This is a genomic window from Streptomyces sp. NPDC107765 (assembly GCF_055657085.1).
In genome coordinates this window covers 141,814-168,808 of the sequence record NZ_JBVKBL010000004.1, presented here as the reverse complement: position 1 = coordinate 168,808, position 26,995 = coordinate 141,814, and the positions used below count along the sequence as shown (strand labels likewise).

At 71.9% G+C, this 26,995-nt stretch carries 23 protein-coding genes; 14 read left to right on the top strand and 9 right to left on the bottom strand.

Annotation, left to right across the window (positions count from 1 at the left end):
• The first annotated feature begins 67 nt into the window (after window positions 1-67).
• Window positions 68-1,147 carry a histidinol-phosphate transaminase gene (gene hisC / locus ACZ7MX_RS12360; protein WP_472131509.1) on the top strand — a complete coding sequence of 360 codons (1,080 nt, stop codon included), beginning with the start codon at window positions 68-70 and terminating at the stop codon, window positions 1,145-1,147.
• Window positions 1,148-1,274: 127 nt separating this feature from the next.
• Here the strand turns inward: hisC and ACZ7MX_RS12355 are convergent, their stop codons facing one another.
• Window positions 1,275-1,643 (bottom strand): cyclophilin-like fold protein, encoded by a 369-nt coding sequence (locus ACZ7MX_RS12355; RefSeq protein WP_472131508.1) that lies wholly within the window; start codon window positions 1,641-1,643, stop codon window positions 1,275-1,277.
• Between the two features lie 266 nt (window positions 1,644-1,909).
• Here ACZ7MX_RS12355 and ACZ7MX_RS12350 point away from each other — a divergent pair, with 266 nt between their 5' ends.
• The 4 genes from ACZ7MX_RS12350 to ACZ7MX_RS12335 all read left to right on the top strand — a co-directional run bounded on the left by ACZ7MX_RS12350 (window position 1,910) and on the right by ACZ7MX_RS12335 (window position 9,802).
• Window positions 1,910-3,418 (top strand): cytochrome ubiquinol oxidase subunit I, encoded by a 1,509-nt coding sequence (locus ACZ7MX_RS12350; RefSeq protein ID WP_472131507.1) that lies wholly within the window; start codon window positions 1,910-1,912, stop codon window positions 3,416-3,418.
• Between the two features lie 9 nt (window positions 3,419-3,427).
• On the top strand, window positions 3,428-4,429 hold the full coding sequence (gene cydB, locus ACZ7MX_RS12345; RefSeq protein ID WP_472131506.1) for a cytochrome d ubiquinol oxidase subunit II: 1,002 nt from the start codon (window positions 3,428-3,430) through the stop codon (window positions 4,427-4,429).
• Window positions 4,430-4,467: 38 nt separating this feature from the next.
• On the top strand, window positions 4,468-8,028 hold the full coding sequence (gene cydD / locus ACZ7MX_RS12340; protein ID WP_472131505.1) for a thiol reductant ABC exporter subunit CydD: 3,561 nt from the start codon (window positions 4,468-4,470) through the stop codon (window positions 8,026-8,028).
• Window positions 8,029-8,122: 94 nt separating this feature from the next.
• Window positions 8,123-9,802: a sensor histidine kinase gene (locus ACZ7MX_RS12335; RefSeq protein WP_472131800.1), complete on the top strand. Its 1,680-nt coding sequence runs from the start codon at window positions 8,123-8,125 to the stop codon at window positions 9,800-9,802.
• Window positions 9,803-9,826: 24 nt separating this feature from the next.
• Here the strand turns inward: ACZ7MX_RS12335 and ACZ7MX_RS12330 are convergent, their stop codons facing one another.
• A complete protein-coding gene (locus ACZ7MX_RS12330; protein ID WP_472131504.1) occupies window positions 9,827-10,795 on the bottom strand; it encodes a Cof-type HAD-IIB family hydrolase in 969 nt (322 codons plus the stop codon).
• A gap of 194 nt (window positions 10,796-10,989) precedes the next feature.
• Here ACZ7MX_RS12330 and ACZ7MX_RS12325 point away from each other — a divergent pair, with 194 nt between their 5' ends.
• The 3 genes from ACZ7MX_RS12325 (at window position 10,990) to pspAB (ending at window position 13,749) form a co-directional block, all read left to right on the top strand.
• Window positions 10,990-11,889 carry an LLM class flavin-dependent oxidoreductase gene (locus tag ACZ7MX_RS12325; RefSeq protein WP_472131503.1) on the top strand — a complete coding sequence of 300 codons (900 nt, stop codon included), beginning with the start codon at window positions 10,990-10,992 and terminating at the stop codon, window positions 11,887-11,889.
• Window positions 11,890-12,215: 326 nt separating this feature from the next.
• A complete protein-coding gene (gene htpX / locus ACZ7MX_RS12320) occupies window positions 12,216-13,112 on the top strand; it encodes a zinc metalloprotease HtpX (RefSeq protein ID WP_472131502.1) in 897 nt (298 codons plus the stop codon).
• Window positions 13,113-13,185: 73 nt separating this feature from the next.
• Window positions 13,186-13,749 carry a PspA-associated protein PspAB gene (pspAB, locus tag ACZ7MX_RS12315; RefSeq protein ID WP_467700673.1) on the top strand — a complete coding sequence of 188 codons (564 nt, stop codon included), beginning with the start codon at window positions 13,186-13,188 and terminating at the stop codon, window positions 13,747-13,749.
• Between the two features lie 30 nt (window positions 13,750-13,779).
• Here the strand turns inward: pspAB and ACZ7MX_RS12310 are convergent, their stop codons facing one another.
• Window positions 13,780-14,322 (bottom strand): RNA 2'-phosphotransferase, encoded by a 543-nt coding sequence (locus tag ACZ7MX_RS12310; protein ID WP_472131501.1) that lies wholly within the window; start codon window positions 14,320-14,322, stop codon window positions 13,780-13,782.
• Between the two features lie 42 nt (window positions 14,323-14,364).
• Window positions 14,365-14,997: a PadR family transcriptional regulator gene (locus ACZ7MX_RS12305; protein WP_472131500.1), complete on the bottom strand. Its 633-nt coding sequence runs from the start codon at window positions 14,995-14,997 to the stop codon at window positions 14,365-14,367.
• Between the two features lie 138 nt (window positions 14,998-15,135).
• Here ACZ7MX_RS12305 and ACZ7MX_RS12300 point away from each other — a divergent pair, with 138 nt between their 5' ends.
• Window positions 15,136-15,726 (top strand): hypothetical protein, encoded by a 591-nt coding sequence (locus tag ACZ7MX_RS12300; protein WP_472131499.1) that lies wholly within the window; start codon window positions 15,136-15,138, stop codon window positions 15,724-15,726.
• Window positions 15,723-17,075: a carotenoid oxygenase family protein gene (locus ACZ7MX_RS12295; RefSeq protein ID WP_472131498.1), complete on the top strand. Its 1,353-nt coding sequence runs from the start codon at window positions 15,723-15,725 to the stop codon at window positions 17,073-17,075. Before ACZ7MX_RS12300 ends, ACZ7MX_RS12295 begins: the two co-directional genes overlap by 4 nt.
• A 128-nt stretch (window positions 17,076-17,203) precedes the next feature.
• Here the strand turns inward: ACZ7MX_RS12295 and ACZ7MX_RS12290 are convergent, their stop codons facing one another.
• The 4 genes from ACZ7MX_RS12290 to ACZ7MX_RS12275 form a co-directional block, all read right to left on the bottom strand.
• The gene (locus ACZ7MX_RS12290) at window positions 17,204-18,337 is read right to left on the bottom strand and encodes a MerR family transcriptional regulator (protein WP_472131497.1); all 1,134 of its coding nucleotides are present in this window, start codon (window positions 18,335-18,337) and stop codon (window positions 17,204-17,206) included.
• Window positions 18,338-18,366: 29 nt separating this feature from the next.
• Window positions 18,367-19,287, bottom strand: coding sequence for a metal-dependent hydrolase (locus ACZ7MX_RS12285; RefSeq protein ID WP_472131496.1), 921 nt, complete (start codon window positions 19,285-19,287; stop codon window positions 18,367-18,369).
• Between the two features lie 102 nt (window positions 19,288-19,389).
• On the bottom strand, window positions 19,390-21,120 hold the full coding sequence (locus tag ACZ7MX_RS12280) for an SDR family oxidoreductase (protein WP_472131798.1): 1,731 nt from the start codon (window positions 21,118-21,120) through the stop codon (window positions 19,390-19,392).
• Between the two features lie 140 nt (window positions 21,121-21,260).
• A complete protein-coding gene (locus ACZ7MX_RS12275; RefSeq protein WP_472131495.1) occupies window positions 21,261-22,127 on the bottom strand; it encodes a M24 family metallopeptidase in 867 nt (288 codons plus the stop codon).
• Window positions 22,128-22,332: 205 nt separating this feature from the next.
• Here ACZ7MX_RS12275 and ACZ7MX_RS12270 point away from each other — a divergent pair, with 205 nt between their 5' ends.
• The 4 genes from ACZ7MX_RS12270 (at window position 22,333) to ACZ7MX_RS12255 (ending at window position 26,034) form a co-directional block, all read left to right on the top strand.
• Entirely contained in the window at window positions 22,333-23,421 is a 1,089-nt protein-coding gene (locus ACZ7MX_RS12270) for an ABC transporter ATP-binding protein (RefSeq protein WP_472131494.1), read from the top strand.
• A 4-nt stretch (window positions 23,422-23,425) separates the two neighbouring features.
• A complete protein-coding gene (locus ACZ7MX_RS12265; protein WP_472131493.1) occupies window positions 23,426-24,322 on the top strand; it encodes an ABC transporter permease in 897 nt (298 codons plus the stop codon).
• A complete protein-coding gene (locus tag ACZ7MX_RS12260; RefSeq protein ID WP_472131492.1) occupies window positions 24,319-25,230 on the top strand; it encodes an ABC transporter ATP-binding protein in 912 nt (303 codons plus the stop codon). Before ACZ7MX_RS12265 ends, ACZ7MX_RS12260 begins: the two co-directional genes overlap by 4 nt.
• 84 nt (window positions 25,231-25,314) lie before the next feature.
• Window positions 25,315-26,034, top strand: a complete 720-nt coding sequence (locus ACZ7MX_RS12255) for an ABC transporter permease subunit (RefSeq protein ID WP_472131796.1) — start codon at window positions 25,315-25,317, stop codon at window positions 26,032-26,034.
• Window positions 26,035-26,072: 38 nt separating this feature from the next.
• Here ACZ7MX_RS12255 and mltG read toward each other — a convergent pair whose 3' ends face one another.
• Window positions 26,073-26,882 (bottom strand): endolytic transglycosylase MltG, encoded by an 810-nt coding sequence (mltG, locus tag ACZ7MX_RS12250; RefSeq protein WP_472131491.1) that lies wholly within the window; start codon window positions 26,880-26,882, stop codon window positions 26,073-26,075.
• Between the last annotated feature and the right edge of the window lie 113 nt (window positions 26,883-26,995).

Sequence of the window (26,995 nt, the reverse complement as noted above, 5' to 3'; positions counted from 1 at the left end):
CGAACGGGTCAATCCTCTTAAGGTGTGCAGTATTGGAGATGGACGGGACGGTCGAGGAGGACCTGCGGTGAGCGAGAAGACCCCGAAGCTGCGTGCGGCGCTGGACGGCATCCCCACCTACAAGCCGGGGCGGCCGGCGCCGGCCGACGGTCCCGTCACCTACAAGCTGTCCTCCAACGAGAACCCCTATCCGCCGCTGCCGGGCGTCCTGGAGAGCGCGGTGACCGCCGCGGGGTCCTTCAACCGTTACCCGGACATGGCCTGCACCGGCCTGATGGCGGAGCTGGCCGACCGGTTCTCGGTGCCGGTGGAGCATCTGGCGACCGGCACCGGCTCGGTGGGCGTGGCCCAGCAGCTGATCCAGTCGACGGCCGGACCGGGCGACGAAGTGATCTACGCCTGGCGGTCGTTCGAGGCGTACCCGATCATCACCCAGGTGTCCGGGGCCACCTCCGTGCAGGTCCCGCTGACCTCCGGTGAGGTGCACGACCTCGACGCGATGCTCGCCGCGATCACCGACCGGACCCGGCTGATCTTCGTCTGCAACCCCAACAACCCCACCGGCACCGTCGTTCGCCGTGCGGAGCTGGAGTCGTTCCTGGACCGGGTGCCGGGGGACGTCCTGGTGGTGCTGGACGAGGCGTACCGCGAGTTCATCCGCGACCCCGAGGTGCCGGACGGGATCGAGATCTACCGCGACCGTCCCAATGTCTGCGTGCTGCGGACCTTCTCCAAGGCGTACGGCCTGGCGGGGCTGCGGGTGGGCTTCGCGGTGGCGCACGAGCCGGTGGCCGCCGCGCTGCGCAAGACGGCGGTGCCGTTCGGGGTGAGCCAGCTCGCGCAGGAAGCGGCGGTGGCGTCGCTGCGCAGCGAGCAGGCCCTGCTGGAGCGGGTGGATGCGCTGGTGGCCGAGCGGGCGCGGGTGGTCGACGGGCTGCTCGGGCAGGGCTGGACGGTGCCCGAGACCCAGGCCAACTTCGTCTGGCTGCGGCTGGGGGACCGGACGACCGACTTCGCGGCGGCCTGTGAGCGGGCCGGCGTGGTGGTGCGGCCGTTCGCCGGCGAGGGCGTCCGGGTCACGATCGGGGAGACCGCCGCGATGGATCTGTTCCTGCAGGCCGCGGAGGAGTTCCGCAAGGCGCTGTAAGCCGCTGAAAGGCGTCGAAAGGCGCTGGCAGGCGCGCCGGAAGGCTCTGCAAGGCGTTGCAGAGGAGTGGCACGTCAAAGGCCGCGGGTCCGTCGACCCGCGGCCTTCGGCGTGCGTGCGGGGCTGCTCACGCCTGCTCTACGTGGAGGGGGTCGCCGCTGCGGACGGTGGCCAGTGCCCGCGGATCACCGTCGATGCGGCCCAGTACGTTGCAGGGGGAGGCCAGCCGGGGTTCGTCGCCCTCGGAGATCGGCGTGGGGCCGTAGGGGAGCGCGAGGGCGTTGCCCGGTGGCCAGAAGGCGACGGTGCCGGCCTCGACGACCTGGCGGGCGTCAGGTTCCAGCGCGGGCGAGAGCCCGGTGTCGAAGTAGACCTCCTCGCCCCAGGTGTGGGCGGTGGCGTCGACCGGGAGGGCGGCCATGAGCGCCGCCGCGGTCGGGGTGTCGTCGAGGGTCGCGGTCAATTGCCCGGCGGGCCAGGTGATGCGGATCTTCATGGCGATGAATTCAACAATGTGTTGAAGCCTTGGGGAAGAGGGCGTCCACACTCGGAGAAAGGTCCCCGCAACCTCGGCGGACGTCTTCATGCGCCATGGATTCGAGCGTGACCGCAGTCACGTACCCCCTTGGCCAAGGGTGAGGGGGAATGGGAGATAATTGCTTGTGAATGTGAACGCGTTCACAAGCCCGTCCCGGTATTTACCGCTTTGTGTGACGCAAAAGGGACATTGCCGTGGGCACACGGCGAGGTAAGGAGCACGGCATGGAACTGGCCTTGGCGCCGGAGACTCTGGCGCGATGGCAATTCGGCATCACCACCGTCTACCACTTCCTCTTCGTCCCCCTGACGATCTCCCTCGCCGCTCTGGTGGCCGGGCTCGAGACCGCATGGGTGCGCACGGGCAAGCAGCAGTACCTCAAGGCCACGAAGTTCTGGGGCAAGCTGTTTCTGATCAACATCGCGATGGGTGTCGTCACCGGCATCGTGCAGGAGTTCCAGTTCGGTATGAACTGGTCCGACTACTCGCGGTTCGTCGGTGACGTCTTCGGTGCCCCGCTGGCCTTCGAGGCGCTCATCGCGTTCTTCTTCGAGTCGACCTTCATCGGCCTGTGGATCTTCGGCTGGGACAAGCTGCCGAAGAAGCTCCACTGCTTCTGCATGTGGATGGTCTCCATAGGCACGATCCTGTCGGCGTACTTCATCCTGGCCGCGAACTCCTGGATGCAGCACCCGGTCGGCTACAAGTACAACGCCACCACCGGACGCGCCGAGCTCACCGACTTCTGGAAGGTGCTGACCCAGGACACCACCCTGGTCGTCGTCTTCCACACGCTGACCGCCGCCTTCCTCACGGGCGCCGCGTTCATGGTCGGCATCTCCGCCTTCCACCTGATGCGCAAGAAGCACATCAAGGTCATGCGGACCTCGCTGCGGCTCGGGCTGATCACCCTGGTCATCGCCGGCATCCTCACCGCGGTCAGCGGTGACACGCTCGGCAAGGTCATGTTCAAGCAGCAGCCGATGAAGATGGCCGCCGCCGAGGCGCTCTGGGACAAGGAGGCGCCGGCGCCGTTCTCGGTCTTCGCCTACGGAGACGTGGAGAAGGGCCACAACACGGTGGCCATCGAGATACCTGGCCTGCTCTCGTTCCTGGCCCATGACGACTTCTCCTCGCCGGTCCCCGGCATCAACGACGTCAACAGGTCCGAGCAGCAGAAGTTCGGCCCCGGCGACTACCGGCCCAACATCCCCGTCGCCTACTGGGGCTTCCGCTGGATGATCGGCTTCGGCATGTCGTCGTTCGCCATCGGGCTCGCCGGTCTCTGGCTCACCCGCAAGAAGTTCTGGCTGTCACCCGGGCTGCGCACGGGTGACGAGGAACCACCGAAGCTCGCGCTCACCAAGAACACGGTGCTCGGCGCCCGCCTCAGCAAGTGGTACTGGTCGCTCGCCTTCGTCACCCTCGGCTTCCCGCTGATCGCGAACTCGTGGGGCTGGATCTTCACCGAGACGGGCCGGCAGCCCTGGGTCGTCTACGGCGTGCTGCGCACCTCCGACGCGGTCTCCCCCGGCGTCTCGCAGGGCGAGGTGCTCACCTCGATGATCGTCTTCACCACGCTCTACGCGATCCTCGCCGTGGTCGAGGTCAAGCTGCTGGTGAAGTACGTCAAGGCCGGGCCCCCGGAGCTCACCGACGACGACCTCAACCCGCCCACCAAGATCGGCGGGGACAGCGCCGACGCCGACCGGCCGATGGCCTTCTCGTACTAGGAGGCGACCGTGCAACTCCACGACGTCTGGTTCGTTCTCATCGCCGTCCTGTGGACCGGATACTTCTTCCTCGAAGGATTCGACTTCGGGATCGGCGTCCTCACCAAGCTCCTCGCCCGCGACCGCAGCGAGAAGCGGGTGCTGATCAACACCATCGGCCCGGTCTGGGACGGCAACGAGGTCTGGCTGCTCAGCGCGGGCGGGGCGACCTTCGCCGCCTTCCCCGAGTGGTACGCCACCCTCTTCTCCGGCTTCTACCTGCCGCTGCTGCTCATCCTGGTCTGTCTGATCGTGCGCGGCGTGGCCTTCGAGTACCGGGCCAAGCGGCCCGAGGAGCGCTGGCAGCGCAACTGGGAGCACGCGATCTTCTGGACCTCGCTGCTGCCCGCGGTGCTGTGGGGCGTGGCGTTCGGCAACATCGTGCGCGGGGTGAAGATCGACGCGCACAAGGAGTACGTCGGCGGCCTGCTCGACCTGCTCAACCCGTACGCGATCCTGGGCGGCCTGGTCACGCTCACGCTCTTCACCTTCCACGGCGCGGTGTTCGCCTCGCTCAAGACGGTGGGGGACATCCGGGAGCGGGCGCGCAGGATGGCGGGTGCCGTCGGACTGGTCGCCGCTGTGCTCGCGCTCGGCTTCCTGGGCTGGACCCAGGCGGACAAGGGCGACGGCAGCAGCCTGGTCGCCATGATCGTCGCGGTGGTCGCGCTGGTCGCGGCACTGGGCGCCAACAGGATCGGGCGCGAGGGGTGGGCGTTCGCCTTCTCCGGGCTCACCATCGCGGCGGCGGTCGCCATGCTGTTCCTGACGCTCTTCCCGAACGTCATGCCCTCCACGCTGAACGCGAGCTGGAGCCTCACGGTCAGCAACGCCTCGTCCAGCCCCTACACCCTGAAGATCATGACCTGGTGTGCGGGGATCGCCGCGCCCCTCGTGATGCTCTACCAGGGCTGGACGTACTGGGTGTTCCGTAAGCGCATCGGTACCCAGCACATCGCCGAATCCCACTAGCCGATACGCCGCCCCTCGGGGTGGTTCGGCAGGATGGAATGTTTCACGTGAAACCCGTCGACCCGCGCCTGCTCCGTTACGCCCACGCCACCCGCGGCTTCCTCATCGCGGTGGTGGTCCTCGGGCTGGCCGGAGCGGGCCTGGTCGTCGGCCAGGCGATGCTGATCGCCGAGATCGTGGTCGGAGCCTTCCGGCACGGGCTCGGTCCCGGCGGTCTGGCCACCCCCCTGGCGCTGCTCGCCGCGGTCTCCGTGGGGCGTGGTCTGGTCTCCTGGCTCACCGAGCTGGCCGCCCACCGCGCCGGCGCGGCGGTCAAGTCCGAGCTGCGGATGCGGCTGGTCGAGCGGGCGGCGCGGCAGCGTACGGAGCGGGCCACCGGCGAGCTGACCACGCTCGCCACCCGCGGTATCGACGCCCTCGACGACTACTTCTCCCGCTATCTGCCGCAGCTGGGGCTGGCGGTCGTCGTCCCGGTCGCGGTCCTGGCCCGGATCGTCACCGGTGACTGGATCTCCGCGCTGACGATCGTCCTCACGCTGCCGCTGATCCCGCTGTTCATGATCCTCATCGGCTGGGCCACCCAGTCGCGGATGGACCGCCAGTGGCGGCTGCTGGCCCGGCTGTCGGGGCACTTCCTCGACGTCGTCGAGGGCCTGCCCACGCTCAAGGTCTTCGGCCGGGCCAAGGCCCAGGCCGCCGCGATCCGCACCATCACCGGCGAGTACCGGCGCGCGACGCTGCGCACCCTGCGGATCGCCTTCCTCTCCTCGTTCGCCCTGGAACTGCTCGCCACGATCTCCGTCGCCCTGGTCGCGGTCGGCATCGGCATGCGGCTGGTGAACGGCGAACTCGATCTGTACACCGGGCTGATGGTGCTGGTGCTCGCGCCCGAGGCGTATCTGCCGCTGCGGCAGGTGGGGGCGCAGTACCACGCGGCGGCCGAGGGGCTCGCCGCGGCGGAGGAGATCTTCGCCGTGCTGGAGGCGCCGCTGCCCACGCCCGGCACCGCACCGGCACCCGAGGGCACCGCGCTGACCGTCGAGAACCTCGTGGTCCGCCACCCGGGACGGACCGCGGACTCGCTGCCCGCGACCTCGTTCGAGGTCCGCCCCGGCGAGACCGTCGCCCTGGTCGGCCCCTCGGGCGCGGGCAAGTCCACGCTGCTCGGCGTGCTCCTCGGCCTCACCGCGCCGACCGGGGGCCGGGCCCTGGTCGACGGCCGCGACATCGCCGAGCTCTCCCCCGACAGCTGGCGGCAGCGGATCGCCTGGGTGCCCCAGCGTCCGCAGCTGTTCGCCGGGACCGTCGCCGAGAACGTACGGCTCGCGCGGCCGGACGCGGACGACGCGGCCGTACGCACCGCGCTCGCGGACGCCGGCGCACTGGACTTCGTCGAGGCGCTCCCCGACGGCCTGGCGACCCGGCTCGGCGAATCCGGTGCCGGGCTCTCCGCCGGCCAGCGGCAGCGGCTGGCGCTGGCCCGGGCCTTCCTCGCCGACCGCCCGATCCTGCTGCTGGACGAGCCGACCGCGAGTCTGGACGGTGAGACCGAGGAGGCGATCGTCGCCGCGGTCGGCCGGCTCGCCGCGGGCCGGACCGTGCTGCTCGTCGTCCACCGCCCGGCGCTGCTGGCGGTGGCCGACCGGGTGGTGCGGCTGCCGGGCGCCGACACCGCTTCCGACGTGCGGGAACCGGCTGTGGACGCGGGCCTACGGGCCGGCCGGGGTGCGGTCCCGGACGCCGCCACCGCACCCGGTCCCGCGCCCACCGCCGATCCCACCGCCGATTTCGGCGACGGGCTCGACCTCGCCCCCACGCGTGCCTCGGCCCCGGCCCGCCTGCGGCGGATGGCGCGGGCCCGGCGGGCGCGGTTCGCGCTGGCGCTGCTGCTCGGCAGCCTCGCCCTGGGCAGCGCGGTCGGCCTGATGGCCACGTCCGGCTGGCTGATCTCGCGGGCCGCGCAGCAGCCGCCGGTGCTCTACCTGATGGTGGCGGTGACCGCGACCAGGGCGTTCGGCATCGGGCGCGCGGTCTTCCGGTACGCCGAGCGGCTGGTCTCCCACGACGCGGTCTTCCGCATGCTCGCGGACGTCCGGGTCGCCGTCTTCCGGCGGCTGGAGCGGCTGGCGCCGGCCGGGCTCGCCGGGCGCCGGCGCGGCGACCTGCTTTCGCGGCTGGTCGCCGACGTCGATGCGGTGCAGGACCACTTCCTGCGCTGGCTGCTGCCCGCGGGGGCGGCGGCGCTGGTCGGCGCGGGCGCGGTCGGCTTCACCGGCTGGCTGCTGCCCGAGGCCGGCGCGATCCTGGCCGCCGGGCTGCTGCTCGCGGGAGCCGGGGTGCCGGTGCTCTCGGCCGCGCTGGCCCGGCGGGCGGAGCGGCAGCTGGCCCCGGCCCGCGGCCGGCTCGCCACCCGGGTCGTCGATCTGCTCACCGGGACCGCCGAGTTGACGGTGGCCGGCGCGCTGCCGGCCCGTACGGAAGCGGTGCGGCGGGCGGACCGTGAGCTGACCCGGATCGCGGCCCGGTCGGCCACCGTGGCGGGCACCGGCGCCGGGCTCTCGGCGCTGCTGTGCGGGCTGACCGTCGTCGCCGCCGCGGCCGTCGGCGTCCAGGCGGTGCACGCCGGGCGGCTGGACGGGGTGGCGCTGGCGGTCGTCGTGCTCACCCCGCTCGCCGCGTTCGAGGCGGTGACCGGGCTGCCGCTCGCCGTGCAGTACCGGCAACGGACCCGGCGCGCGGCCGAGCGGGTCTTCGAGGTGCTGGACGCGCCCGCACCGGTCCGCGAACCAGCCACCCCCGCGACGGCCCCCGGGACACCCTTCCCGCTGGTCGTGCGCGGTCTGACCACCCGCCACGCCGGGCAGGACCGGCCCGCCCTGGACGGGGTGGACCTCACGCTGGCGGCCGGCCGCCGGATCGCCGTGGTCGGCCCGTCCGGGTCCGGCAAGACCACCCTGGCCCAGGTGCTGCTGCGCTTCCTGGACCGGGAGGCGGGCACGTACACGCTGGGGGGAACGGACGCCCAGGCGCTGGACGGTGACGCGGTCCGGCGGCTGGTCGGGCTGTGCGCGCAGGACGCGCACCTCTTCGACAGCTCACTGCGGGAGAACCTCCGGCTGGCGCTGCGGGACCGGAGCACCGGTCCGGGCGAGGACGGGAACCGGGTGCTGTGGGACGCGCTCGGCCGGGCCCGGCTCGCCGACTGGGTGCGCGGGCTGCCCGACGGCCTGGACACCATGGTCGGCGAGCACGGCGCCCGGCTCTCCGGCGGCCAGCGGCAGCGGCTGGCGCTGGCCCGTGCGCTGCTCGCGGACTTCCCGGTGCTCGTCCTGGACGAGCCGGCCGAGCACCTCGACCTGGCCACCGCCGACGCGCTGACCGCCGATCTGCTGGCCGCGACCGAGGGCCGGACGACGCTGCTGATCACCCATCGCCTCACCGGGCTCGACGCCGTCGACGAGGTGCTGGTGCTGGACGGCGGACGGGTCGTGCAGCGTGGCGGCCCGGCGGAGCTGGCCGCGGCCGACGGTCCGTTCCGGCGGATGCTGGAGCGCGAACGGGCGGTGGACGCGGCCTACGGCATGGCACCGGCGCTCTGACGGTTTTGCAGGTGAATGGCCTCTTATATGGCGTCTTATTAGGCTCAAGGGCATGGATCGCGCCGCCCGCACGGACCCGCCCACCCCCGACCCCATGCACGCCGCCACCGAGGCCACCCGCAGCCTGCAGGGCCTGTCCTCCGAGCTGACCGCCCGGGTACCGCAGCTCCTGGAGGCGATGCGCACGGTCGGCGCGGGGCTCGATCTGCACATCACGCTCGACCGGATCGTGCAGACCGCGGCCGAACTCGCCGACGCGCGCTACGCCGCCATCGGGATCATCGACGACGCCCGCGAGGGGCTCTCGGACTTCGTGACGTACGGCGTCGGCGCGCGGGAGCACGAGCGGATCGGCGCGCTCCCGGACGGCCACAAGGGGCTGCTCGGCGCGCTCGTCCACGACCCCAAACCACTGCGCCTCGCCGACCTCACCCAGGACCCGCGCTCGGCCGGCTTTCCCGCGGAGCACCCGCCGATGCGCACCTTCCTGGGGGTGCCGATCCGCGTCCAGGGCGAGATCTTCGGCAACCTCTACCTGACCGAGAAGCGCGGCGGCGGGGAGTTCAGCGAGGAGGACCTGCACATGGTCCGGGTGCTCGCCACGGAGGCGGGCATCGCGATCGGCAACGCCCGGATGTACGCGGCGACCCGCCAGCGGGAACGGTGGATCGACGGTTCGGTGGCGGTGACGACCGAACTCCTGGCGGGCAGCGACGTCGACGACGCGCTCGCCGTGGTTGCCGAGCAGGCCAGAAAGCTGGCGGATTCGGCGGCGGGCATCGTGCTGCTGCCCGACGACGAGGGCGGGCTGGAGATCGTCGCCGTATCGGCCGACGACCCCGCCGGCATCCTGGGGACGCACATCCCGCCCGACAGCCCGGTGGCCCGCCAACTCCTCGACGGCGAGCCGGTGTTCGTCGACGATTCGGCCAGCGATCCCCGGATGGTCACCGACATCGCGGCCCGCTTCGGGCCCAGCATGCTGCTGCCGCTCAAGAGCGGCGGCCGGGTCCTGGGCACCCTCGCCACCCCGCGGTCCCGGGGTGCCCGGCCGTTCTCCGCCGCCGAGCGGACGCTGGCCACCCAGTTCGCCGCGCAGGCCGCGCTGGCGCTGGTACTGGCCGACGCCCAGCGCGACCGGGAGCGGCTGGCGGTCTACGAGGACCGCGACCGGATCGCCCGTGACCTGCACGACCTCGTCATCCAGCGGCTCTTCGCGACCGGCATGATGCTGGAGGGCGCCCAGCGCAGGTCCGTCGTCCCGGAGGTGGCGGCGGGCATCGGCAAGGCCGTCGACGAACTGGACGTCACCATCCAGGAGATCCGGACCGCGATCTTCGCGCTCCAGCAGGGCCCGGTGGAGGCGCCGTCGGGCCTGCGGACCCGGGTGCTGCGCGAGATCGGCACCGCCGCCGTACCGCTCGGCTTCCAGCCGTCGGCCCACTTCGTCGGCCCGGTCGACTCCCGGATCGGCGAGCTGACCGGCAAGAACCTGATCGCCGCGCTGCGCGAGGCGCTGTCCAACGCCTTCCGGCACGCCCACGCGTCCCGGATCGACGTCGTCGTCGATGCGACGATCCGGCTGCCGGACGGCACCGACGGGGTCCGGCTGACCGTCGCCGACGACGGCATCGGCATACCGTCCGGCGGCCGCCGCAGCGGCCTGAAGAACCTCACCAAGCGCGCGGAGTCGCTGGGCGGCTCCAGCACGTACGGGCCCGGGGTGGGCGAGGGCGGCGCGGGTACGACGGTGGTCTGGGAGGCGCCGCTGTGAGCCGCCGCGCCGATCGGCTGCCGCTCAGGGGCGCGCGGCACCCCGCGCGGCGCACCGCCGCAGAATCCGCTCGATGACCAGCGCGACGCCGTCCTCGTTGTTGGACGCGGTACGGCCCGTGGTGGCGGCCAGCACCTCCGGATGGGCGTTGGCCATGGCGTACGAGGTGCCGGCCCAGCTCAGCATCTCGATGTCGTTCGGCATGTCCCCGAAGGCGACGACCTCCTCCCGGGAGATCCCGCGTTCGGCGCAGCAGTGGGCCAAGGTGCCGGCCTTGCTGACGCCCGGGCCGCTGATCTCCAGGAGGGCGGTGGGGCTGGAGCGGGTGAAGGACGCGAGATCGCCCGCGGCCGACCGGGCCAGCGCGAGGAAGGTGTCCGGTTCCAGGTCCGGGTGGTGCGCGAGCAGCTTGATGACCGGCTGGTCGGGGAAGGCGGGCGGCTCCGCGCCGGCCGCCGGGCCGTCGGGCCCCAGCGGCGCCACGAAGTCGTCGGCCAGCAGCTTCTCGACCGGTGCCACCACCGCGGCGGGGTCCAGCAGGAGCGGCGGGTACTGCGGTTCGTAATGGATGCCGCTGGTGCGCTCGACGGCGAACGAGGTGCCGGGCGCGGCGCTGCGCAGCGCGTCCACGACCTCCCGCGCGAGCGCCTGATCCAGCGGGCTGACCTCGACGATCCGGCCGCCGCGATGCAGATCGACGACGGCCGCGCCGTTCGCGCAGATCGCCAGGCCGTGGCCGTGCACATGGTCGCTGACCACGTCCATCCAGCGGGCCGGGCGCCCGGTGACGAAGAACACCTCGATGCCGGCCCGCTCGGCGGCGGCGAGCGCGGCGATGGTCCGCTCGGACACCGTCTTGTCGTCGTGCAGCAGGGTGCCGTCGAGGTCGGTGGCGATCAGCCGGGGCACGACGGCCGGTTCGGGCAGCACGGCCGGTCCGGGGGCAACGGCCGGTTGGGGCGCCCGGGGTGGCGTGGCGGAGGCATCAGTCACGGGCCCATCTTCCCGCACCAGTGCGCACAGGCGTGCGGTGGGTCGCGCGGATGAGCCGGCGCGGTGGCGCCGGGCGGAGCACGGGAAGCGGGGCCGCTTACGGGCCAGAGCGGTGTACGCGCCCACGACGGCCGGCCCGGTGCGGGGGCCGGAGCAATCGTGGGGAACACCCGGACGGCCGTACGCTCGGGGGCATGCGACTGAGCACCGTGATACTTCCCGTCCGCCGCTGGTCCGAAGGTGGGCGGGAGGTGTGGCAGCGCGCCGAGGAACTGGGCTTCCACGCCGCCTACACCTACGACCACCTGTCCTGGCGGAGCTTCCGCGACCAGACCTGGTTCGGGGCCCTGCCGACCCTGACCGCCGCCGCGACCGCGACCTCCCGGCTGCGCCTGGGCACCCTCGTGACCTCACCGAACTTCCGGCATCCGGTCACCCTCGCCAAGGAACTGATCACCCTCGACGACCTCAGCGGCGGCCGGATCACGCTGGGCATCGGCGCCGGCGGCAACGGCTTCGACGCCACCGCCCTCGGCCAGGAGCCCTGGTCGCCGCGGGAGCGGGCGGACCGCTTCGGCGAGTTCCTGCCGCTGCTCGACCGGCTGCTGACCGAGGACGTGGTCTCGTACGAGGGCGAGCACTACTCCGCGCACGAGGTCCGCAACATCCCCGGCTGTGTGCAGCGGCCGCGGTTGCCGTTCGCGGTGGCCGCCACCGGGCCGCGCGGCCTGAAGCTCGCGGCCAAGCACGGCCAGGCGTGGGTGACGACCGGTGACCCCAAGGTCTCCAACGGCGGCGGCAGCTCGGCCGACTCCCTGGAGGCGGTGCGCGGGCAGTGCGAACGGCTCGGCAAGGCCTGTGCCGAGATCGGCCGCGATGCCGGTGAGCTGGAGAAGATCATGCTCTCCGGCTTCACCCCGGACCGGCCGCTGGACTCCGTCGACGCGTTCGTGGACTTCGCCGGGAATCACGCCGCGCTGGGCTTCGACGAGCTGGTCGTCCACTGGCCGATCGCCGATTCGCTCTTCGCGGCGGACCTCGGCGTCTTCGAGCGCATCGCCACGGAGGGCCTGGCGCAGCTCGGCACCTCGTAGGGGCGGGGGGAGCGGGCTTCCGGGAGGGCCTCCGTCCCGGCCTCTGGGGGCTCCGCGGGGCCTCTGTCCGGGCCTCAGGACGCGGGCCGGATCGGCGGGGCCGGGCCTTCTCGCGGGGTCGGGCTGCGGCTGGTTTCACGTGAAACACGCCGACCGGCCCGCCCCGACCCGCCCGGTCGTTCGCTCACCTCCGCTTTACCCCGTATATAGCCCGGAAGAGGGAGAATCGGGACAGCGGCGCAGTGTGGCGGACGCGGCGCGCCGGGCGGGACCGGCGCACGAGCGGGCCGGCGCACTGCGCGAAGTGCGGTGTTCGTGGAGGAGCCATGGCACAGACCCGATTCGCCCCGGACCGCGGGCTGACCTCGCGGATGGTCACGACGATGTTCTTCATCGGGCTGCTGTACGTCGTGGTCGTCGGCGTGCTGGTGGTCCTGCTGAAGGGCGCCTGGGTGGTGGTGCTGCTGATCGCGGGGGCCCTGTTCGTCGCGCAGTTCTGGTTCAGCGACCGGATCGCGGCCTTCAGCATGGGCGCGCACGAGGTCACGCCGGAACAGGCGCCCGTACTGCACGGCGCGGTGGACCGGCTGTGCGCCCTGGCCGACATGCCCAAGCCGCGGGTTGCGATCGCCGAGTCGGACGTGCCGAACGCCTTCGCCACCGGCCGCAACCGGAAGAACTCGATGGTGTGCGCCACCACGGGCCTGCTCCGACGGCTGGAGCCGGAGGAACTGGAGGGCGTGCTGGCCCACGAGCTCTCGCATGTCGCACACCGCGATGTCGCGGTGATGACCATCGCGTCGTTCCTCGGCGTCCTGGCGGGGATCATCACCCGGGCCGCCCTGTGGAGCGGCGTCGGGCGCAACAACCGGGACCAGAACGCGGCCATCGCCGTGCTGATCGTCACCGCCGTCAGCGCGGTCGTCTACGCGATCAGCTTCCTGCTGACCCGGCTGCTGTCCCGTTACCGCGAACTGGCCGCCGACCGCGCCGCCGCCCTGCTGACCGGGCGCCCCTCGGCGCTGGCCGCCGCGCTGACCAAGGTCACCGGGCAGATCGCCCGGATCCCGACCGAAGACCTGCGCAAGGCCCAGCCGTACAACGCCTTCTTCTTCGCCCCGGCGTTCAACAAGGAGAGCTTCCACCAGCTGCTGTCCTCGCACCCGACGCTGGAACAGCGCCTGGACCAGCTGGGCCGGATCGCGGCGCAGCTCGGGGCGTGAGGCGGCCGTGACGATCACCGGCCCGCCCTGACGGTGCGGGCCGGCCCCTCCAGGAGCAAGGAGTACCCCGCGCATGGGATTTCTGGACGCCCTCCTCGGCCGCAGCAAGCCGGTACGCCCCGATCTTGACCAGCTCTTCGCGCTGCCGTCCGCCGCCGTCACCCTTGAGGCCGCGGCCGGATTCACGCCCACCGGCCTCGGCTCGGTGTGCTTCGCCAGTGTGGAGGGCGGTGCGTTCTCCCGCATCCAGGAGGAGGCCCGGTCCCTGCTGGACGGGCCGGTGGAGTTCACCCAGGACGCGTACGGCTACACCTGGCTGCTCGTACGGCATCCGCCGGAGGACGTGGCGGGCCTGGTCAACGACCTGCACGCGGTCAACACGTCCCTGGAGGAGGCGGGTTTTGGGCCGCAACTACTGTGCTCGCTGGTCGGCTTCCGTGATGACCGGCAGCGGTCGCTTGCCCTGGTCTACCTCTACAAGAGGGGCACGTTCTACCCCTTCGCACCGAAGCCGGGCGGTGGGGAGAAGCGCGAGAATCCGCTCGAACTGCAGGTCAGGGCGCTGCTCGGGGACGATCTGACGGTCGAGAAGGACCTGGCGCGGTGGTTCCCCGTATGGGGCGCGCCGGGGCTGTGACCCCTCGGATGAACGACCGGACGGTACGGCTCACCCGGGGAAGCGGAGGAAGGGGGCGGGCACCCGGTCGGTGAGCCAGACGCCGTTCGCGCTGACCCGGAAGACGTGTCCGGCCCGGTGCATCGCCGCGGCGTCCACGGTCAGCACCACCGGTGTGCCGCGCCGGGCGCCCACCCGGGTCGCGGTGTCCCGGTCCGGCGAGAGATGGACCGCGTGCCGGTTCATCGGCAGGAGCCCCTCCTCACGGATGGCGGCCACATGGCGCGCCACCGTGCCGTGGAAGAGGTGTGCGGGAGGTTCGGCCGGCGGCAGTCCGAGGTCCACCCGTAGGGAATGGCCCTGGTTGGCGCGTATGCGGCCGTCCTCGATGGTGAAGCGCTGTTTGTCGTTGCCGGCCACCACGGCCGCCAACTCGTCCCGCGAGAACCGGAATCCATCGGCCGCGGCCGCCGCCATCAGGTCGTCGACGGGCACCCACCCCTGGGCGTCGAGGGTGAGGCCGATCCGCTCCGGTGCATGGCGCAAATGCTTCGACAGATACTTCGAGAGGCGCACGGAGCGTTGGGTGTTCATGCCTCCAGGGTGCCGCGCCGGGCGCCCCGGAGGCATCCGTATTCACGTCCCGTCGGTCTCGTCCCCCTGCGGGCCCTCGGCGCTTTTCCCGTGTGCTTCGCGGCTTCCTCCGTGCCCTTCGTGCTGGGCGTGCGCGAGCTCGCTGGCCCGTCGTGCCTTGGCGGTGGTCACCTGCTCGGCCGCCCAGCGGGCCCACTCCTCCTGGGCCGCCGACATCCGCAGGCCGTACTCCAGGGCGATCCGTCCGTAGACCGAAATCATCTCGTCGTCCCACTGGGCGTTCTCGTCGACCTGCTCGCACATGGCGCGGGTGCGCGCGGCGAGCTCGGCCTGGTGGAGGAGGAAGGTCTGGGCTTCGAGCGGCGTCACGATGCCGAGGAAGAAGACGCGCAGCAAGCCGTCATCGCGCTGCGGGCCGCTCGGCTCGACCTTGGTGAGCCAGTGGCGCAGCTCCGTCAGCCCCTCGTCGGTGATCGCGTATTCCTTGCGGCCTCGGGGGCCGTGGGCGGTGACCTCGACCATGCCGGCGGTGGTGAGCTTGCCGAGCTCGCCGTACACCTGGCTCTGCGTGGCGGGCCAGACCATCGAGAGCGTGGCGTTGAACAGCTTCATCAGGTCGTAGCCGCTTGCCGGGGCTTCGGACAGCAGGCCCAGCACGGCATGTCTCAGGCTCATGACCGGCAACATTACCTTCCACTGTTGACATGTCAAAGAAGGACCTTCTACATTCGACATGTCGAAGTTGGAATGTGCGGCGAGGATGCGGACGGCGAAGGGCGCCGGTCGTGCGGCCGCGGACGAAGAGGGGGAGACATGAACTATCTGCGGGGCTTCGTGCCGTGGCTGGTCTTCGCGGGAGTGTCCACGACCGGCTGGCAGTGGGGCGCGCTCGCCGGTCTGCTGACGGCCGTCGCGCTGCTCCTCGCCGACCGGGCGGCGGGCCTTTCACTGGACCACCGCGTGCTGGAGTACGGCACGATCGTCTTCTTCGCCGCCCTGTCCGCGCTGGCCTTCGCCCGCCCCGACAGCGGCCTCCGGCTGTACGGCAGTGCGCTCTCGATGGGCTGGCTGGCGCTCATCGCCTGGGTGTCGATAGCGGTCCGGCGGCCCTTCACGATGGGCATCGCACGCCGGATGGCTCCGCCCGAGGTCTGGCACACCCCGCTGTTCCGCCGCATCAACGTCGTGCTCACGGCCGCGTGGGCGCTCTCCTTCACCCTCACCGCGACCGCCCAGGCCCTGGTCTCCGCCTACGAGCTGGACACGGTCTACTCGATCCTCATCCAGGTCGCCGGCTTCGTCCTCCCCGTCCGCTTCACCTCCAGCTACCCCGACCGGGCCCGGGCCCGCTTCGAGCAGCAGGCCGCCGCGCAGGCCGGCATCCAGGAAGGTCTGGCGTCATGACCACCACCTCCCCGACCACCCCGTCCGCCTCCGACGCCCCCGCTCCGCACCTGGCCGGCAACTTCGCCCCGGTCGCCGAGGAGCTGACCGCCTACGACCTCCCGGTCACCGGCACCCTGCCGCCCGAGCTCAGCGGCTGGTTCCTGCGCAACGGCCCCAACCCGCGGGACGCCGCCACACCGCACTGGTTCTTCGGTGACGGCATGGTCCACGGGCTCCGCCTGGAGGGCGGCCGGGCCGTCTCCTACCGCAACCGCTGGGTCCGCACCTCGACCTTCACCGACACAGTGCCGCCCCGCGATGCACAGGGCCGCCACAATCTGTCGGCGGGCGTGGCCAACACCCATGTCGTCCGGCACGCCGGCCGTACCCTCGCGCTCGTCGAGTCGTCGTTCCCGTACGAAATCGACTGCCGTCCCGGCCACGAGCTGGAGACCCTCGGCGTCCATGACTTCGGCGGACGGCTCACCACCGCCATGACCGCGCACCCCAAAACCTGCCCGGCCACCGGCGAGCTGCACTTCTTCGGATACGGCGGGGCCAGACCGCCCTATCTGACCTACCACCGGGCCGATGCGGACGGGGAGTTGGTGATCAGCCGCCCCATCGACGTCACGGCGCACACGATGATGCACGACTTCCATCTGACCGAGCGCCATGTCATCTTCATGGACCTCCCGATGGTCTTCGACGCCCACCGCCGCCCCGGAATGCCCTACCGCTGGGACCCGGAGTACGGCGCACGGCTGGGCGTGCTGCGCCGGGACGACCCGCACGGCGAGGTCCGCTGGCTCCCCATCGACCCCTGCTACGTCTTCCATGCGCTGAACGCCCATGACGACGGCGACCAGCGGATCGTCCTCCACGTCTCCCGCTATCCCGACCTCACCGGCAGAAAGCCGTCCTGCCTGTGGCGCTGGACGATCGACCTCACCTCCGGGACGGTCACCGAGGAGCAGCTCGACGACCAGTACTGCGAGTTCCCGCGGGTGGACGACCGCCTCGTGGGGCAGCGGGCCCGCTTCGGCCACGCCACCGTCGCCGAGGCCCCGGGGACGGGGCACATACCTGGCGCCCTGCTCCGCTACGACCTGGAGACCGGCGCGGTGGTCCGCCATGACTTCGGTCCGGGCCGCACCCCGGGCGAGGCGGTCTTCGCCCCGGCGGACGACCGTCCGGGCGGACCGGGCTGGCTGCTGACCTACGTCTACGACGCGACCACCGACACCAGCGATCTGGTCGTCCTCGACGCCGAGGACATATCCGCCGCTCCGGTGGCCACCGTCCATCTGCCGCAGCGGGTGCCGTACGGCTTCCACGGCAACTGGCTGCCGGAACCGGCACGTTGAGCCCGCGAGGCGTCGAGACGTCCCGACGAGATGGTCCGGCAGGTTGTGCATCCGGGGCGGAATAACCGCGATCGCAGGCTGCTTGAGAACTGAAGAGCGCGTAGCGGCACGCCTGTTGGGGTGCCGGCTCAGGTGCCGGGCGGGGGCTCGGCGCGGGGGGCGGTGTCCGTGGCGCTCTCGGGCGGGGCATGGCGACCGTTCGGGACCAAGGCGTCCAAGGTGCGGGCCTGTACCTCGCGCCGGGCGGCGGCTGCGATGAACGCCGCGGTGTGCTCGGGGCCCACCAGGGCCCGTACGGCCGCCACGGCGTCGGCGGGCAGCGCCACCGCCTCGGCGCCGGCCCCGGGCCCGGCCGATGTGGCGGGCTGCGGCCCGGGGCCCGCCGGGGCCTCGGGGGCGGGGCCGGGAGCAGGGTTCGGGTCGGTCGCGGTACGGGGGTCCGTGACCGGCCCGGAGCCTGCCGGTGGGGCGGTGTCCCTCGGCCCGTGGATCTCCGCGGGCAGCGCCTCGCTGAGGTGCCGGCGGAGGTAGCGGGTGGCCAGGGTCCGCATGGCGCGGGCGAGTTCGGCATCGACGGTCTGCTGGGCGAGTGGCCGCAGCCGGCGGACGAGGGTGGCGGCCTCGGCCGCCTCGGCGTCGGTGGGCGGGTGGTCCAGGAACTGCCGGAAGACGTGCTCGGTGGTGAAGTCCAGGAAGCGCGAGGCGATGTGTTCCACCTGGCCGCGCAGCTCACGGAGATGGGCGGAGATCGCCCGCAGGGGGACACCCGCGGAGTGCAGCTCGGCGGCGACGGCGAGCTCCTGCGGGCTGGGCACGAGGAACTCGTCGTCCCGCCCCGGAAGCCGTTCCAGGACGCCCAGTTCGACCGCCTCAGTGACTGCCGCTTCGTCGGAGGCGCCCCCGAAGGCCGCGTCCAGGTCGGTGCGGCTGATCCGGGACGCCTGCTCGTCGGTCCACGGCCCGTCGATCTCGGCGACCAGGCCCAGCACCCCGCCGAGGTCGAGGCCGGCGTCCCAGGCTTGCAGGAGTTCCTTGATGCTGGCGAGGGTGTAGCCGCGGTCCAGCAGATCGGCGATCTGGCGCAGCCGGGCCAGATGGGCGGTGCCGTAGACGTTGGCGCGGCCGCGGCGTTCCGGGCGGGGGAGCAGCCCGCGGTCCTGATAGGCGCGGATCGTCCGGACCGTGGCGCCGCTGAGATGGGCCAGGTCGTCGATGCGGTACTCGGCCGGGCGGGCTGCGGCCGCCGGCGGCTGCTCGGTCACTGCGGTGTTCCTCCTCCGTCGGCCGCGCGCTACGAGACGGCCGCGCGGCCCACCGCGCCCGCCGCGGCCCGGGCGGCCGGCGAGGACGCCAGATAGGCGACGGCCGCGCGCAGCGACCCTTCCTGCGAGGGATGGTACGACCGCCGCAGATAGCGCGGTATCGCCGTTCCCAGCTCACGCCAGGTGGGGAGCAGTCCCTTACGGACGGCCCGGTTGTGCTCCCGCAGCGAGTAGCGGGAGCGGGCGGCGAGCTGCGGGTCGTGCCGGAGGAGGTAGGCCGCGCCCCAGGCCCACAGGTGGAGCAGCACGGGGGCGGTGACGGCCATGCCCAGCACCCGGCGGGCGTACCGGCCGGGATCGTCGCCGCCGGTGTGCTGGTACATGTCGAAGGCGACCGCCCGGTGCTCGACCTCCTCGGCGCCGTGCCAGCGCAGCAGGTCGAGCATGACCGGGTCGGGCCCGGCCCGGTCGAGGCCGTCGGCGGCCAGCACCCAGTTCCCGAGCACCGCGGTGAACTGCTCGATCGCGGCGATCAGGGAGAGCCGGAAGCGCAGCCACTCCCGTTCCGGGACGGGGACGCCGAGTGGCGGCCGGTCGCCCAGCAGACGCTCGAAGAGGAAGTCGATGTGCCGGGTGTAGGGGCCGGTGTCCAGGCCCCGGTGGGCCAGGTGGTCGAGGACGTAGGAGTGCTGGACGCTGTGGGTGGCCTCCTGGCCCATGAAGCCCTTGACGTCCTTGAGGAGCTGCTCGTCCCGGACCAGCGGGAGGGCCTCCTTGAAGACCTTGACGAACCACCGCTCCCCGGCCGGCAGCAGCAGGTGCAGCACGTTGATGACGTGGGTCGCGGTGGGCTCGTCGGGTATCCACAGCAGCGGTGTCGCACGCCAGTCGAACGAGACCCGGCGCGGGGTGATCGGGTGGTGCTGCTCCCGGAGGGGTGAGCTACTCATACGCGGCTCCTGATATGCGCCGTTGTCCGGCCCTCGCACTCCCCGGTCGTTGGGGGCTCCTGCTGGCCGGTCACTGGGGGGCTGCTGCCGGTCGGGTGCGGACTACAGCCGCGGCTCGATGCGGGCGAGGGCGCGCAGGACCCGCGGGGCGAAGCGCGACAGGAGATGGGCGCCGCGGGCCTCGGGGGTGACGGGCACCACCGCCTGGTTGCGGACCACCGCCCGCAAAACGGCGTCGGCGACCTTCTCCGGCGGGTAGTTGCGCAGCCCGTACATCCGCGCGGCCTTGGCCTGGCGGCGCTTCTCCTCCTCGGCCGACACCCCGGCGAAGCGGGCGGTGCTGGTGATGGAGGTGTTGACCAGCCCGGGGCAGATGGCCGAGACGCCGATGCCCTGCCCGGCCAGTTCGGCGCGCAGGCACTCGCTGAGCATCAGGACCGCGGCCTTGGAGGTGCTGTAGGCGGGCAGCACCTTCGACGGCTGGAAGGCGGCCGCCGAGGCGGTGTTGACGATGTGGCCGCCCTGACCGCGGTCGGCCATCCGCTTGCCGAAGATCCGGCAGCCGTGGATGACCCCCCAGAGGTTGACGTCCAGCACCTTCTTCCAGTCGTCGGTGGTGGTCTGCAGGAAGGAGCCGGACAGGCCGATCCCGGCGTTGTTCACCAGCACGTCCACGGGGCCGTACTCGGCGTCGACCTTGTCGGCGAGCTTCTCCATGGCGGCCTCGTCCGCGACGTCGACGACCTCGGGCCAGGCCTGCGGGGCGCCGATCAGACGGGCCAGCTCGGCGGTCCGCGCCGCGCCGTCCGCGTCCCGGTCGACGGCGACGATCCGGGCGCCGGCTTCCGCGAAGGCGAACGCGGTGGCCCGGCCGATGCCGCTGGCCGCGCCGGTCACCAGCACCAGCTGTCCGCCGAACCGGTCGGCGTACGGGCCGCGTGCCGCGCCCTGCTTCGCCGGGTCCCCCTCCTCCTTGGCGGTGACAAACTCGGTGATCCAGGAGACCAGCTGGTCCGGGCGGGTGCGGGGGACCCAGTGCTTGGCCGGGAGGGTGCGGCGGACGAGCTGCGGCGCCCACTGCTCCAGGTCGTCGTAGAGCCGCTGGGAGAGGAAGGCGTCACCGGTGGGGGTGATCAGCTGGACCGGGCAGTGCGCGTAGGCGTCGGCACGCGGTCGGCGGAGCCGGGCGCGGACGTTGTCGCGGTAGAGCCAGGCGCCGTGAGCCGCGTCGGTGGGCAGCGAGGCGGTCGGGTAGTCCCCGGCCGGCACCTTCTCCACCCGCTGCAGGATGCCCGGCCAGCGCTTGCCGAGCGGGCCCTTCCAGGCCAGTTCCGGCAGCACGGGTGTGTGCAGCAGGTAGACGTACCAGGACTTGGCGCCCTGGTGGAGGAGCTGGGCGGCACGGCGCGGGGTGGGCCGCACCATCCGCTTCTTGATCCAGTGGCCGAAGTGGTCCAGCGATGGCCCCGACATGGACGTGAAGGAGGCGATCCGGCCCTCCGTGCGGCGCACAGTGGCGAACTCCCAGGCCTGTACCGAGCCCCAGTCGTGGCCCACGACGTGCACCGGGCGGTCGGGGCTGACGGCGTCGGCGACGGCCAGGAAGTCGTCGGTCAGCTTCTCCAGGGTGAAGCCACCGCGCAGCGGCCGCGGGGCGGTGGACCGGCCGCAGCCCCGGACGTCGTAGAGCACCACATGGAAGCGGTCGGCCAGCTGGCGGGCAACCTCGGACCACACCTCCTTGCTGTCCGGATAGCCGTGCACCAGCACCACCGTGGGGTGTTCCGGGTCACCCAGCTCGGCGACGCACAGCTCGACGCCGCCGGTGTGCACCCAGCGCTCCGTCGCCCCGGCGAGCCCCGGCCCCCCGCCCGATGCTCCGCCCGATGCCCGGCCCGGCGCCCCGCCCTGCGTCCGGCCCGGCTCCTGGCCGCGGCCCGCAGCCGCGTCCCGTCCACGTCCACGTCCCGTCTTCACGCGGCCTTCTCCTCCTGCCAGCGCCGCACGTGCGGCAGATCGTCGTCCAGCCAAAAGGCGCTTTCCTGGGGGTCCTTGGAGCCCGTCACGACCAGGATCTCCTCGAACTTCGCGCCGATGCCCCGGAACCCGAGGTGGGGTTCGACCGCCCACAGCCCCGGCTGCGGCGGATGATCGGAGAAGGTGTACGGGCTCCACAGCGGGGACCAGCCGTCCCGGTGGCCGTGCAGCGCGTCGGAGGCAAGGCCCTTGAGGGACTGGGTACCGAAACCGAAGACGGTGGGGGACCAGCGGCGCTGCCGGACCCGGTCGATCTTGTGCGCGATGACGCCGAAGGGGTAGGCGCGATGGCGGTTGGCGTAGCCCTGCCGCACCATGAGCCGGTCGACGTCCTGGTAGATCTCCCGCAGCGGGCGGCGTTCGCGGACCTCGCGCAGGATGAGTTCGCGGTGCGCCTCCAGGTCGGCGAGCAGCTTGTCGTGCACGGGGTTGAGGCCGAGACAGCCGGAGTAGCCGATGTCGGCGGTGAAGCCCTGGTGGACGGGGGCCATGTCGAGGATGAAGGGCATCCCCGGTTCCAGCTCGCGGTGGGTGGGGAAGAACTGCAGCGGTATCCGGAAGTTGACGAACGCAGTGCGGTCGCCGAACCAGGCGAACGGCAGGTGGAACCAGTCCCGCACCCCGCGCTCGCGCAGCCACTCGCGCTGCATCCGTGCCGCCGCGCGCTCGGTGATCCCGGGCTTGAGCTGGGCGGCCACGGCCTCCGCGCAGGCGTAGGCGAGCCGCTGGACCTCTCTGAACCCCCTTAGTTCTGCGGTGAGTTCGCCGGCCGCTGCTGAGGTCGCTGTGGTGACTGGGGCCATCGCCAACCGTCCGTCCGTGAGCCGTTCATCGCGGTACGCGCCCGTAACTTGACACTGATGAATGTGACAATGACCGGCGGCGGCGTCAAGGGGGCCGACACACCCGGCGGGCGGAAGCCGGACGGCCCGCCCTTACGACCCCGACCCTGAGACGAGGGCCGCTCAAAGCAGGAGAACCCCTACGGGCTCGTAATACCGCAGGGGGATGCGGATACCGACTTGTGGGTTGACGACCGGTGTGGCGGGCGCCACTACCGTCGAAGACGTGACTGTGATCGTGACCGAAAGCCTGAGCAAGCGGTACCCGCGGGTGACCGCTTTGGACCGGCTCTCCGTTGACATCGCCCCCGGCGTGACGGGCCTGGTGGGTGCCAACGGCGCCGGAAAGTCCACTTTGATCAAGATCCTGCTCGGACTGGCCCCGGCCAGCGAGGGATCGGCGCGCGTCCTCGGCCTGGACGTGGCCAAGGACGGCAACGCCATCCGCGAGCGGGTCGGCTATATGCCCGAGCACGACTGCCTGCCGCCGGACGTCTCGGCCACCGAGTTCGTCGTGCACATGGCCCGGATGTCGGGGCTGCCGCCGACCGCCGCCCGCGAGCGCACCGCCGACACCCTGCGCCACGTCGGCCTCTACGAGGAGCGCTACCGCCCCATCGGCGGCTATTCGACGGGCATGAAGCAGCGGGTGAAGCTGGCCCAGGCGCTGGTCCACGACCCGCAGCTGGTGTTCCTCGACGAGCCCACCAACGGCCTCGACCCGGCCGGCCGGGACGAGATGCTCGGCCTGATCCGGCGGGTCCACACCGACTTCGGCATCTCCGTCCTCGTGACCTCGCACCTCCTCGGCGAGCTGGAGCGCACCTGCGACCACGTCGTCGTCATCGACGGCGGCAAGCTGTTGCGGTCCTCCGCCACCGATGAGTTCACGCAGGTCACGGCCTCCCTCGCGGTGGAGGTCACGGACACCGAGGCCCACCCGGACGGCACCGAGGCGCTGCGCGCGGCCCTGACCGCCGCCGGCGTCGCGGTGACGACCGGCGCTCAGGGCGCCGGCGGCCTCCCCTCCTCCGGGCACCTCCTGTTCGTCGAGGCGGCCGGTGAGCAGACCTACGACCTGGTGCGGGACACCGTCGCCGGACTCGGCCTCGGCCTGATCCGGATGGAACAGCGTCGCCACCAGATCGCCGAGGTCTTCCGCGACGCGGACCGGGCCCAAGCCGACCCCACCCCCGCAGGCGCCCCCGGCGCCCCGTACACCACTGAGGAAGGAGGCGCCCACGATGTCGCCTGAGCCCATGACCCCGGCATCCACCGCCCCACCCGGCGCCTCCATCCACAACATCGGCTACCGCCATTACGACGGCCCGCGGCTGGGCCGCGCCTATGCCCGCCGGTCCCTCTTCTCGCAGAGCCTGCGCGGCGCCTACGGCCTCGGCCGCTCGGCCAAGAGCAAGGTGCTGCCGATGCTGCTCTTCGCGGTGATGTGCCTGCCCGCCGCGATCATGGTCGCGGTCGCGGTGTTCACCAAGGCCGGCAGCCTCCCGGTCGGCTACACCCGCTACGCCATCTACCTCCAGGCCGTCATCGGCCTCTACCTGGCCGCCCAGGCCCCGCAGTCGGTCTCCCGGGACCTGCGCTTCAAGACCGTGCCGCTGTATTTCTCCCGCCCCATCGAGCGCGGCGACTACGTGGCCTCGAAGTTCGCGGCGATGGCGAGCGCCCTGTTCGTCCTCACCGCCGCCCCGCTGCTCGTCCTCTACGTCGGCGCACTGCTGGCCAAGATGGACTTCCTGGAGCAGACCAAGGGCTTCGCCCAAGGGCTGGTCTCCGTGGTGCTGCTGTCGCTGCTGTTCGCCGGGATAGGGCTGGTCGTCTCCGCGCTCACCCCGCGCCGCGGCTTCGGCGTCGCCGCCGTGATCGCCGTCCTCACCATCCCGTACGGCGCGGTGAGCGCGGTCCAGGGCATCGCCTTCGTCCAGGGCAGCGAGTCGGCCGTCGGCTGGCTCGGACTGTTCTCACCGATCACGCTCATCGACGGGGTGCAGTCCACGTTCCTCGGCGGAAGCAGTTCCTTCCCCAACGGGCTCGCGCCGTCGACCGGCGCCGGATTCGTCTACCTCCTCGTCACCCTGATCGCCATCGCCGGCTGCTATGCCCTGCTGATGCGCCGCTACCGGAAGGCCGGTCTATGAGTACCCTCCACATCGACCACGCCTCGCGCTGGTTCGGCAATGTCGTGGCCGTCAACGACATCACGATGACCATCGGCCCCGGGGTCACCGGCCTGCTCGGCCCCAACGGCGCCGGCAAGTCCACGCTGATCAACATGATGGGCGGCTTCCTCGCCCCCTCCAACGGCTCGGTCACCCTCGACGCGGCGACGATCTGGCGCAACGCCGGCATCTACCGCCACATCGGCATCGTCCCGGAGCGCGAGGCGATGTACGACTTCCTCACCGGGCGCGAATTCGTCGTGGCCAACGCCGAGTTGCACGGCCTCGGGCGGCGGGAGGCGGCCCGGGCGCTGGCCACCGTGGAGATGGAGTACGCCCAGGACCGCAAGATCGCCACGTACAGCAAGGGCATGCGGCAGCGCGTGAAGATGGCCTCCGCGCTGGTCCACGACCCGTCCGTGCTGCTGCTCGACGAGCCTTTCAACGGCATGGACCCGCGCCAGCGGATGCAGCTGATGGAACTGCTGCGCCGCATGGGCGACGAGGGGCGCACCGTCCTGTTCTCCTCGCACATCCTGGAGGAGGTCGAGCAACTCGCCTCGCACATCGAGGTGGTGGTCGCCGGCCGGCACGCCGCGTCCGGCGACTTCCGCAAGATCCGCCGGCTGATGACCGACCGCCCGCACCGCTATCTCGTCCGGTCCGACGACGACCGGGCGCTGGCGGGCGCGCTGATCGCCGACCCCTCGACGTCCGGGATCGAGGTCGATCTCGTCGAGGGCGGACTGCGCATCCAGGCGGTCGACTTCGGCCGCTTCACCGCACTCCTGCCGCGGGTCGCCCGCGACCACGGCATCCGCCTGCTGACGGTCTCGCCCTCCGACGAATCGCTGGAATCCGTCTTCTCCTACCTCGTAGCGGCCTGAGGCTGAAAGGAGCCCTGACGCATGTCCACGAGCACGACCACCCCGACCGCCCCGCCGCCACCGGCCGCCGCACCCCGGGCCTCGCTGTTCCACCCGACCGTCGCCCGGCTCACCTACCGAGCCCTGCTCGGCCGGCGGCGGGCCCTGATCCTCTTCGTCCTGCCCGCCCTGCTCATCGTCATCGCGGTGGCCGTCCGTGCCCTGGCCGGCGCCGATGACACCACCGCCGGCGGCATCCTGGGCGGCTTCGCCCTCGGCACGATGGTGCCGCTGATCGGCGTCATCGCCGGCACCGGCGCGATCGGGCCGGAGATCGACGACGGATCGGTGGTCTACCTCCTGTCCAAGCCGGTCCCCCGGCCGACGATCATCTTCACCAAACTGCTGGTCGCCATCGGCGTCACGGTCGCCTTCTCCGCCCTCCCCGTGCTGCTCGCCGGCTTCCTGCTGAACGGCAACAGCCAGCAGATAGCCGTCGGGTACGCCGTGTCCGCGGCCGTCGCCGCGGTCGCCTACAGCGCGCTCTTCCTCCTCTTCGGCACGATCACCCGGCACGCCGTGGTCTTCGGGCTGGTCTACGCCCTGGTCTGGGAGGCGCTGGTCGGCAACCTCGTTCCCGGTGCGCGGACCCTCAGCATCCAGCAGTGGGCCCTCGCCGTCGGCCAGCAGACCGCCGCCGAAGGAGCGATCACCTCGGCCGTCCAACTGCCGCTTGCGATAGGGATGTTGGTGGCCCTCACCGCCGCCGCGACCTGGTACGCCGGCCGCCGGCTGAAGGCACTCACCCTGGCGGGCGAGGAGTAGGACGCCGCGCGGGTGCCCGCTGCCCCAGGGGACCTTTCCTAGGCGCCGCCGCCATTCTTCTGCCGGTCGTTGAACTCCTGCACGTTCTTCAGGTGCTCCTGGTAGTCGGCGGTGAAGCGGGTGTCGCCCGGTTTGACGGTGACGAAGTACAGCCAGTCACCCGCGGGCGGCGCGCCGGCCGCCTTGAGGGCGTCCGCTCCGGGGTTGTCGATCGGGGTGGGCGGCAGGCCCTCGTAGCGGTAGGTGTTGTACGGGCTCTTGGTGCGGGTGTCGGCATGGCTGGTGCGGAGCGTGCTGCGGCCCAGCGCGTAATTGATCGTCGAGTCCATCTGCAGCGGCATGTGCCGGGCCAGCCGGTTGTCGATCACCCGCGCGACCTTGCCCATGTCGGCGGGCCGGTCCGCCTCCGCCTGCACGATGCTGGCGATCACCACCGTCCGGTAGGAGGTGATGCGGTCCTCGGCGAGCCGCTGGTTGCCGGTCTTGACCATGTACGACAGCAGCGACGCCGGGGTGGTGTCCGAGCGGATCGGATACGTCGCCGGGAAGAGGTAGCCCTCCGGGTTGCCCTTCGCCTCGGCCGGCAGCGGGAGATGCGCCGTCTTGGCGGCCTTCGCCGTGGACCCGCCGGGCAGGTGGAGGGCCTTGTCCGCGGCGGCGTAGATCTGGGCGGCCCGCTGGCCCTCGGGGACGGTCAAAGTCTCCTCGTTCGCCCGTTCCCGCAGCAGCCGGGTCACCAGGACCACGGCGAGGACGACCAGGACGGCCAGCACGGCCACCACGATGAGCCGGCCGGTGCGGGAGAACCGCGGGCCCGACCGGCGACCGGGGTGCTGAACATCGCTCATGGGGGCACGGTAAGCCACGCCCCTCGGGCCCCCGGGCGGGCCACCCCCGGATCGTTGCCAACGACGGAGATCGTTCACCGGGCCGCCATCCCCCACCCACACGCGACGTCACC

Excerpts from the sequence above, each read along its gene's own strand:
- ACZ7MX_RS12355 (WP_472131508.1), bottom strand. The coding sequence starts at position 1,643 with ATGAAGATCCGCATCACCTGGCCCGCCGGGCAATTGACCGCGACCCTC.
- ACZ7MX_RS12350 (WP_472131507.1), top strand. The coding sequence starts at position 1,910 with ATGGAACTGGCCTTGGCGCCGGAGACTCTGGCGCGATGGCAATTCGGC.
- cydD (WP_472131505.1), top strand. The coding sequence starts at position 4,468 with ATGTTTCACGTGAAACCCGTCGACCCGCGCCTGCTCCGTTACGCCCAC.
- ACZ7MX_RS12335 (WP_472131800.1), top strand. The coding sequence starts at position 8,123 with ATGCACGCCGCCACCGAGGCCACCCGCAGCCTGCAGGGCCTGTCCTCC.
- ACZ7MX_RS12325 (WP_472131503.1), top strand. The coding sequence starts at position 10,990 with ATGCGACTGAGCACCGTGATACTTCCCGTCCGCCGCTGGTCCGAAGGT.
- htpX (WP_472131502.1), top strand. The coding sequence starts at position 12,216 with ATGGCACAGACCCGATTCGCCCCGGACCGCGGGCTGACCTCGCGGATG.
- pspAB (WP_467700673.1), top strand. The coding sequence starts at position 13,186 with ATGGGATTTCTGGACGCCCTCCTCGGCCGCAGCAAGCCGGTACGCCCC.
- ACZ7MX_RS12310 (WP_472131501.1), bottom strand. The coding sequence starts at position 14,322 with ATGAACACCCAACGCTCCGTGCGCCTCTCGAAGTATCTGTCGAAGCAT.
- ACZ7MX_RS12305 (WP_472131500.1), bottom strand. The coding sequence starts at position 14,997 with ATGAGCCTGAGACATGCCGTGCTGGGCCTGCTGTCCGAAGCCCCGGCA.
- ACZ7MX_RS12300 (WP_472131499.1), top strand. The coding sequence starts at position 15,136 with ATGAACTATCTGCGGGGCTTCGTGCCGTGGCTGGTCTTCGCGGGAGTG.
- ACZ7MX_RS12295 (WP_472131498.1), top strand. The coding sequence starts at position 15,723 with ATGACCACCACCTCCCCGACCACCCCGTCCGCCTCCGACGCCCCCGCT.
- ACZ7MX_RS12285 (WP_472131496.1), bottom strand. The coding sequence starts at position 19,287 with ATGAGTAGCTCACCCCTCCGGGAGCAGCACCACCCGATCACCCCGCGC.
- ACZ7MX_RS12275 (WP_472131495.1), bottom strand. The coding sequence starts at position 22,127 with ATGGCCCCAGTCACCACAGCGACCTCAGCAGCGGCCGGCGAACTCACC.
- ACZ7MX_RS12270 (WP_472131494.1), top strand. The coding sequence starts at position 22,333 with ATGCGGATACCGACTTGTGGGTTGACGACCGGTGTGGCGGGCGCCACT.
- ACZ7MX_RS12265 (WP_472131493.1), top strand. The coding sequence starts at position 23,426 with ATGACCCCGGCATCCACCGCCCCACCCGGCGCCTCCATCCACAACATC.
- ACZ7MX_RS12260 (WP_472131492.1), top strand. The coding sequence starts at position 24,319 with ATGAGTACCCTCCACATCGACCACGCCTCGCGCTGGTTCGGCAATGTC.
- mltG (WP_472131491.1), bottom strand. The coding sequence starts at position 26,882 with ATGAGCGATGTTCAGCACCCCGGTCGCCGGTCGGGCCCGCGGTTCTCC.